The sequence below is a fragment of the Haloferax sp. Atlit-4N genome (assembly GCF_003383025.1).
GTDB classification, from domain to species: Archaea; Halobacteriota; Halobacteria; order Halobacteriales; family Haloferacaceae; genus Haloferax; species Haloferax gibbonsii.
The window spans coordinates 1-554 of sequence record NZ_PSYY01000052.1 but is presented as its reverse complement, the minus strand read 5'-3'; the positions used below and the strand labels follow the sequence as shown (position 1 = coordinate 554).

Annotated in this window: 1 protein-coding gene; it reads right to left on the bottom strand. The window is 67.7% G+C overall.

What is annotated here, in order from left to right:
* Nucleotides 1–554, bottom strand: a 554-nt coding sequence (locus C5C07_RS21445) for a hypothetical protein (protein WP_158546622.1), incomplete at both ends; no start/stop codon positions are given.

Sequence of the window (554 nt, the reverse complement as noted above, 5' to 3'; positions counted from 1 at the left end):
CCCAGATGCGCATTGCGCCGCCCGGGGCGATCTCGGGGTTGTGCCGATCCTTGACGTCGCCGTACGCGTTCTGGCTGAACACCGCCGCGCCCTGCGGGCCGGTGACAGTGCGGACGGTGTTGACGTAGGTCGTCTCCGTCTTGCCGCCAAGGGTGGCCAGGTAGCGGTCGACGCCGAGGAAGCCCGCCATCGCATTGCTGACGTCGGCCTTGACCACCTTCGGGGGCACCTTGTAGTTGTTGTACCGCTCGATGGCCCTCTCGCCCTTGCGGAACGCAGCGTTGGCGTCGTCGATCGACCCCTTGGTGCCGTTGGCGAGCTGGCGCATCCGTCGCGCGCCCTCTTCGCCCGCCGCCTGCAAGGAGCGGATCAGCCCATCGTCCAGGCCGCGCTTAGCAGCGCGGCGCGAGTTCGCGGTGAAGTTGTTGAGCGCGTCCGCCGAGGACGCCATCTCCCTGATCCAGTCGCCGAGGGAAGTCTTGCCGTCGTTCAGGCTGTCGCCCAGGCCAACGAACGAGCGAGCGGTCTTGTCAGCCGCCTCCTTGGACTCGATG